The organism is Nitrosophilus sp. (genome assembly GCF_982775275.1).
The window spans coordinates 1-1,786 of record NZ_CEXZHP010000254.1; the positions used below are offsets into that span (position 1 = coordinate 1).

Below are 1,786 nucleotides of genomic sequence, written 5' to 3' on the forward strand. Positions count from 1 at the left end.
GGGATTTTCTGATGCAAAGAACTCTATAGCGGTGGTGCTAAATCTGTTTGTAAGATGAAAATTGTTTTGAAGATACTCCACAATGGCATCCCCTGAATGGATGAGTTGCGTGTTGTTGTGAAAATAGGATTGAATCTCCTTTGCAAGAAGGGGAAAATGGGTACATCCTAAAATGATGGCATCGGGATGGGGAATGGAGCCAAAATAGTGCTTGAGAGTTGCATCTAAAACATCCCCTTTGATATTTTCCTCCACCAAAGGGACAAAGAGTGGTGTAGCAAGGGGAAGAAGGTGTGTGTAGCCAAGATTGTGTAACCCTTTTTCATACGCCTGTGAGTTGATAGTTGCATGTGTTCCCAAAATAAGGATGGTTTCGTTTTTGGTTGCAAGTGCATTGGATGTTGCCAAAACACCCGCTTCCACAACACCGACAACGGGGCATGAAGCACTCTCTTGCATCTCCTCTAACGCATAGGCACTGACACTGTTACACGCAACAACAATAAGGTCAAGACTGAAATTTTTAAAAAACTCCACCGCCTCTATGGCATAGCGGACAATGGTGTTTTTGTCTTTAGATCCATACGGAACACGCGCCGTATCTCCAAAATAGATAATCTCTTCAAAGAGTTGATGTTCAAGGAGTGACTTGACAACTGTTGAACCACCCACACCACTGTCAAATACTCCAACTTTCATCCTAGTATCCCTTACATTTTAAATTTTTTTGTATTTTTTTTTCCAAATGTTTTGTCAGTGTTTCCACATCTTTTGTAATGATTTTGTGTGCATATTTGGGTGTATATTTTTCAAGCCCAAATCGTACTGCAGATTCACTAATACCTGTTTTATAATCATCAAAAATTGTTTTTTTTGTTTTTTTATGGACAACACAATAGATAAACTCATACTCTTTTTTTTGGATGTTTTCTTGAGCTAAAAATTTATCTAACTCTTCTTTTCCCTTTTGAAGTTTGAGTTGTACCTCTGTATTGTCGATGAACTTGGGTGGTTGATTTTTAAATTCGATAAGATAAATACGATGCTGTTGTATATAAAGGGCATCAAAAGATTTTGGTCTGTCGTAGGGGTCTGGATATTTTTTTTTGATAATTTCATCGAAGTTTAACACTCTTTGTGTTGTATCATGGCATAGAGAATCTTTATTTGTGTCATCATAAGAGGTTTCTTTAAAAGTTGTAAAAGGGTAACGTTTTACAAGCTGTTCAATTCCAGCCATTTACAAATTCTCTAAATCAAATTGTGTAAAAGTTTCAAATGGTTCAGAAAGTGTTTGAAAAACTTTTTGAAGTGTTGCTTCATTGCTATTGTCAATTTTAGCTATTGTGTTGTTTTCTGCAATATAAAAGTTAATGGAGGATTGAGGGAGCGATTTTTTCGCGTATCGCTGAAGTGCTTCAATCATATATGGACTATGGGAATTGACAAGAACTTTTATGCCACTTTTACACAGTTGTACAATAACTTCTGCCATTTTGAGTTGCCATTTTGGATGGAGATGTATCTCTGGTTCATCAAGAACAAGGAGTGTTTTATGGTTAAAAAATTTATTTTTGTTTAAAAGCTGTAAAATGGCAAAAGATTTAATCCCATAGGCGGTATTGAGCATCTCAATTTTCAAGGCTCGTTTATGGAGGTATTTGTAGTAGAAAAAATTACCGTTTTCCATCTTAAACTCTCCACCTATAATGTCGGAAAAGTTTTCACATAATGTTTGTTGGATTGTTGATTTCAAAGAAAAAGAAATTTATAAAATACAGAGGAA

The 1,786-nt window shown here is 35.8% G+C and carries 3 protein-coding genes; all 3 read right to left on the minus strand.

The genetic code is table 11. The annotated features are described in order from the left end of the window. On the minus strand, positions 1-699 hold a 699-nt coding region (gene murI / locus AC30RD_RS08955; RefSeq protein WP_489494175.1), incomplete at its 3' end, for a glutamate racemase. 1 nt (position 700) lies between these two features. Next, a complete protein-coding gene (locus tag AC30RD_RS08960) occupies positions 701-1,240 on the minus strand; it encodes a hypothetical protein (protein ID WP_489494176.1) in 540 nt (179 codons plus the stop codon). Continuing rightward, complete coding sequence (locus AC30RD_RS08965) at positions 1,241-1,690, minus strand: AAA family ATPase (protein ID WP_489494177.1); 450 nt, start codon at positions 1,688-1,690, stop codon at positions 1,241-1,243. Between the last annotated feature and the right edge of the window lie 96 nt (positions 1,691-1,786).

What these genes read in the sequence shown, in the direction of transcription:
- AC30RD_RS08960 (WP_489494176.1), bottom strand. Translation starts at nt 1,240, where the DNA reads ATGGCTGGAATTGAACAGCTTGTAAAACGTTACCCTTTTACAACTTTT.
- AC30RD_RS08965 (WP_489494177.1), bottom strand. Translation starts at nt 1,690, where the DNA reads ATGGAAAACGGTAATTTTTTCTACTACAAATACCTCCATAAACGAGCC.